We start from the raw sequence: 4,794 nt of genomic DNA on the forward strand, positions 1-4,794 counted from the left end.
CAGCGGCGGCGGCTTGGCGGTGGGCAGCGGCGGGAAGGACATCGGGGCCGGCTGCGGTCCGGCGCCGCCCGACGGCGCCGGCTTGCCCGGGAGCGCCTGGGCGAGTGCAAGGCCCGAGGCGGCGAGCCCCGCCGCGAGCACTGTCAGTCCGAGGGATCCGCGCATCCGGTCAAGATGCCGAGATCGCGCGCGCCAGTCCATCGCCGTGCCACGTCACAGGAGGCCTTCGCGCCGGAACGAGGTCTGGCGCCCGTTGCCGATGATCAGGTGGTCATGCAGGGCGATGCCGAGCGCGGCGGCCGCGGCCTTCACCTCCGCCGTCACCTCGATGTCGGCCCGCGACGGCGTCGGGTCGCCGGAGGGGTGGTTGTGCACCAGGATCAATGCGGTGGCGCCGAGCTCGAGCGCCCGCTTCACCACCTCCCGCGGATAGACCGGCGTGTGGTTCACCGTGCCGCGTGCCTGGGCCTCGTCGGCGATCAGGCGGTTGCGGGTGTCGAGGAACAGCACGCGGAACTGCTCCACCGCCTCCCGCGACAGGGCGGCGGTCAGATAGGCGGTCAGCCGGTCCCAGTTGTTCAGCACCGGCTGCTCGCGCACCTCCTCGCGCAGCAGCCGCAGCGCCGCGGCCTGCGCCGCCTTGATGACGGCGACGGCGGAATCGCCGACGCCCTTCACCGCGCGGAGGTCGTTCGGATGCGCGGCCAGCACGTTGCCGAAGCTGCCGAAGCGCTCGACCAGGGCGCGCGCGATCGGTTTGGTGTCGGCGCGCAGCACGGCGAAGAAGAGCAGCACCTCGAGCAGTTCGTAGTCGGCCAGCGCCTCCGGCCCGGCCGTCAGCAGCTTCTGGCGCAGCCGCTCCCGGTGGCCGAGATGGCCAGGGGGAGGGGCGTCGGGAGACGCGTCGGGCGGCGCGTCCTCCGGGAGATCCAGCAGGGTCGGCCCGGCTTCGGCCAGGTGCGGTCGGCGGGCCATCGCGGATCGCAGCGTGCTACGATCCGCCCCCGACATTCAACCGAAAGGTGATGGCGGTGCGGCCGCCGCGTCAGCCGTTGTAGGGCGGGCGGTGCAGCCCGGCGGGGGAGACGGTGAAGATCTCCACCCCCTCCTCGGTGACGCCGACGGTGTGCTCGAACTGCGCCGAAAGGCTGCGGTCACGCGTGACGGCGGTCCAGCCATCATCGAGGATCTTCACCTCCGGCCGGCCGGCATTCACCATCGGCTCCACGGTGAAGAACATCCCGGGGCGCAGCACCGGCCCTTCGCCGGGGCGCCCGAAATGCAGCACGTTCGGCGGCTCGTGGAAACGCCGCCCGAGGCCGTGGCCGCAGAAGTCCCGCACGACGGAGAAGCGGTGCTTTTCCGCGAAGGCCTGGATGGCGTGGCCGACATCGCCGAGCGTGGCGCCGGGGCGGATCGCGGCGATGCCGCGCATCATCGCCTCGTAGGTCACGTCCATCAGCAGCCGAGCCTTGGTGGAGGGCTGGCCGGCCGCGTACATGCGGCTGTTGTCGCCGTGCCATCCGTCGAGGATGACGGTGACGTCGATGTTGATGATGTCGCCGTCGGCCAGCACGCGCTCGCCGGGGATGCCGTGGCAGACCACGTGGTTGATCGAGGTGCAGGACGACTTGGTGTAGCCGCGGTAGCCCAGCGTCGCAGGTGTCGCGCCGTTGGCCACCACGAAGTCGTGGATCACCCGGTCGATCTGCTCGGTCGTGACGCCCGGCTTCACATGCGGCGTGATCATGTCGAGCGTCTCGGCCGCGAGCCGGCCGGCGCGGCGCATGCCCTCGAAATCCTCGGGGCGGTGGAGGGTGATGCGGCGCGATTCGCCGCCTTGCTGTTCCATGATGTCGGAGTGGTCCGCTTGCGCTTGGCTCGCGGCGCAAGATGCGCGCCCGACCGGGGGGTTGCAAGGCAAGGCTGCGTTGTCGCCGGCGCGGATCAGCGCCCGGCCTTGTCCCCTGCCTTCCGCTCGACCGTGCCGAGCGCGTCCGCCAGCCGATGGGTCGCGCTGCCCGGCCGGGCGGGCTTCTGCTGGCTTTCATGCGGCGCCCAGCCGGTCAGCACGATCAGCCGCAGCCCCGGCGCGATCCCCTCCGGCCCCTGCGGCAGCGCGGCCGCGGCGGCGGGCAGAAGGGCGCGCGGCGGGATCCGCCGGTCGGCGGCCAGCACCGCATTGGTCTCCCCGGCCGCCCGCAGGTCGGCGAAGAGGCCGAGCGCGCTGCGATAGGCGATCGGCACCTCCTCATGGTCGGCGACCGGCAGGGCGAAGCCGGCGCGCTGCAGCAGGCCCGCCGCGTCGCGCAACTCGGGGAAGGGGGAGACGCGGGGGGAGACCCCGCCGCGCAGCGCCGTCTCGACCTCGGCCAGCGCCTCCCGCAGCGGCTGGAGCGTGCCGAGGCCGGGCAGGGAGGCGAGGAACAGCCCGTCCGGCGCCAGCGCCCGGCGGATCTGGATCAGCGCCCCCGGCAGGTCGTTCACCCAATGCAACGAGAGCGAGGCGACCACCAGGTCGAAGGACACCGGCGCGAAGGGCAGGACCTCCTCGTCCGCCGCCACCGGCAGGCCGCCGGCGCCGGCCGCCATCGCCGGCGACAGGTCGGCCGAGACGACGAAGGGAATGCCGCGCGCGGCGAGCCGAGGCGCCACCACGCCCCGCCCGCCGAGGTCGAGCGCACGGGCGAAGCGGCGCGTGGTGTCGTCCAGCCGGTCAAGCAGCCGGTCGGCGCAATCCTCAAGGATCGGCGCCACCCGTCCCACCGTCGCCGCCGCCCGGTCGCGCCGGCGGCGCACCAGGGCCCGGTCGAAGACCTGCATCGCGTCGGCGACGCGGGGGCCATGTCTATCCATCCGCGCCAGATGCGGCGGCTTCGCCCCCGCCGCAAGCAGGCGTAGGCTGCCGCCAACCACCGTCCGAGGAAGGCCAGCCATGAACGCCACCGACGTCTCCGCCGCCCGCGCCGCGGCCGTCGCCGCCACCGTGGACCGCATCCGCGCCATCGAGGCCGCCGAGGGGGTCACCCGCCCCGCGCTCGAGAAGATCCGCGCGGAGTTGCTGGCGCTCGCCGCGCAGGAGCACCTGTTCCCTTCGGCCACCTTCCCGCCGCCGGCGAATGGCGAGAAGGGATCGAACCGCTACCTGCTGCAGGAGGATCCGGGCCACCGCTTCGCGCTCTACATGAACGCGCTGAACCCGGGGAACGAGACCAAGCCGCACGACCACACCACCTGGGCCGTCGTCGTCGCGGTGGACGGGCAGGAGCTGAACAAGGTCTATGAGCGCACCGACGACGGCTCCGACCCGGGTCGCTGCGAGCTCCGCGTGCGCGAGGAGGTGATGGTGGAGCCCGGGCGGGGGATCTGCCTGATGCCGGAGGACATCCACTCCATCCACACCACCGGCACGCGCCCGACGCGGCACCTGCACATGTATGGGCTCGCGCTCGAGAAGCTCGACGACCGCAAGGCCTATGACCCGGCGACGGGGACCGTCACCGCCTACAACAAGAACTTCATGAAGCCGACGTCGCAGGCGAAGGCGTAGCGCGATGGCGGCCAAGGTCACCGCCCAGGTCCTGAAGGGCTGGCTGCGCGACGGCGGCGAGCTCGCGATCCTCGACGCGCGGGAGGAAGGCGAGTTCGGCGCGTCCCACCTCTTCTGGGCCGTGCCCTGCCCGCTGAGCCAGGCGGAGATCCGCGCACCGCTGCTGCTGCCGCGACGCTCCGTGCGCGTGGTCTGCACCGATGGCGGCGAGGGCCTCGCCGATCGCCTCGCGGACGTGCTGCGCAGCCTCGGCTGCACCGACGTGCATGTGCTGGAAGGCGGCACGCCCGCCTGGAAGGCGGCCGGCTACGAGGTCTTCTCCGGCGTGAACGTGCCCTCCAAGGCCTTCGGCGAATGGGTGGAGCACCACTACGGCACGCCCTCGGTCAGCGCCGAGGAGCTCGCCGCCATGCAGGCGCGCGGCGAGGACCTGCTGATCGTGGACAGCCGCACGCCGGCCGAGTTCCGCAACATGTCGATCCCCGGCGGCATCAGCGTGCCGGGCGGCGAGCTCGCCTATCGCGTGCCCTCGATGGTCGCGCGCCCGTCCACCACCGTGGTGGTGAACTGCGCCGGCCGCACGCGCTCCATCATGGGCGCCGAGAGCCTTCGCCAGGCGGGGCTCGGCAACCGCGTCGTCGCGCTGCGCAACGGCACCATGGGCTGGGAGCTGGCCGGGCTGCGCTGCGACACCGGGCGGAGCGCGAGCTACGAACCGGGCACGCCTGCCGATGTCGAAGCGAGCGCGGCCCGCGCGCGCGCCTTCGCCGACCGCCACGGCGTCAAGCGCCTCGACCGCGCCGGTCTGGAGGCGATGCGGGCGGATGCGTCGCGCAGCCTCTACCTGCTCGACGTGCGCGACGCGGCGGAGTTCTCCGAAGGGCACCTCGTCGGATCGCGCCACGCGCCCGGCGGCCAGCTGGTCCAGGCCACCGATGCCTGGGTCGCGGTGCGCAACGCCCGCATCGTGCTGGTGGACGACACCACGACGCGGGCGAACATGACGGCCGGCTGGCTGCGGCAGCTCGGTGGCTGGGACGTCTACGTCCTCGAAGGCGGGCTCGACGGACGGCTCGAGACCGGCCTGCCGCCGACGCTGCCACGCGGCACGCCGCGCGTGACGGCGCCGGAGCTTGCCGCGCTGCTGGGCGAGGGCGGCGCCAGCGTCGTGGACCTCCAGCGCTCCATCGCCTTCCGGGCCGGCCACATCCCCGGCGCCGTCTGGGGCGTGCGCACGCGCCTCG

The 4,794-nt window shown here is 73.3% G+C and carries 5 protein-coding genes; 2 read left to right on the forward strand and 3 right to left on the reverse strand.

What is annotated here, in order from left to right; translation table 11 throughout:
• Nucleotides 1-213 precede the first annotated feature (213 nt).
• The 3 genes from radC to L2I40_RS19155 form a co-directional block, all read right to left on the reverse strand.
• A complete protein-coding gene (radC, locus tag L2I40_RS19145) occupies nucleotides 214-975 on the reverse strand; it encodes a RadC family protein (RefSeq protein ID WP_237216783.1) in 762 nt (253 codons plus the stop codon).
• A 70-nt stretch (nucleotides 976-1,045) separates the two neighbouring features.
• Nucleotides 1,046-1,852 carry a type I methionyl aminopeptidase gene (gene map, locus L2I40_RS19150; protein ID WP_237216784.1) on the reverse strand — a complete coding sequence of 269 codons (807 nt, stop codon included), beginning with the start codon at nucleotides 1,850-1,852 and terminating at the stop codon, nucleotides 1,046-1,048.
• Nucleotides 1,853-1,947: 95 nt separating this feature from the next.
• Complete coding sequence (locus L2I40_RS19155) at nucleotides 1,948-2,856, reverse strand: methyltransferase domain-containing protein (RefSeq protein WP_237216787.1); 909 nt, start codon at nucleotides 2,854-2,856, stop codon at nucleotides 1,948-1,950.
• A 79-nt stretch (nucleotides 2,857-2,935) separates the two neighbouring features.
• Between L2I40_RS19155 and L2I40_RS19160 the strand changes: the two genes are divergently transcribed.
• Together L2I40_RS19160 and L2I40_RS19165 are read left to right on the forward strand one after the other, a co-directional pair.
• The gene (locus tag L2I40_RS19160) at nucleotides 2,936-3,550 is read left to right on the forward strand and encodes a cysteine dioxygenase family protein (RefSeq protein WP_237216785.1); all 615 of its coding nucleotides are present in this window, start codon (nucleotides 2,936-2,938) and stop codon (nucleotides 3,548-3,550) included.
• A 4-nt stretch (nucleotides 3,551-3,554) separates the two neighbouring features.
• Nucleotides 3,555-4,794 (forward strand): rhodanese-like domain-containing protein (locus L2I40_RS19165; protein WP_237216786.1); only part of this gene is annotated, 1,240 nt, incomplete at its 3' end.

Origin of the sequence: Falsiroseomonas oryziterrae, assembly GCF_021864505.1 — a bacterium.
In the GTDB taxonomy this organism is placed as follows: Bacteria; Pseudomonadota; Alphaproteobacteria; order Acetobacterales; family Acetobacteraceae; genus Falsiroseomonas; species Falsiroseomonas oryziterrae.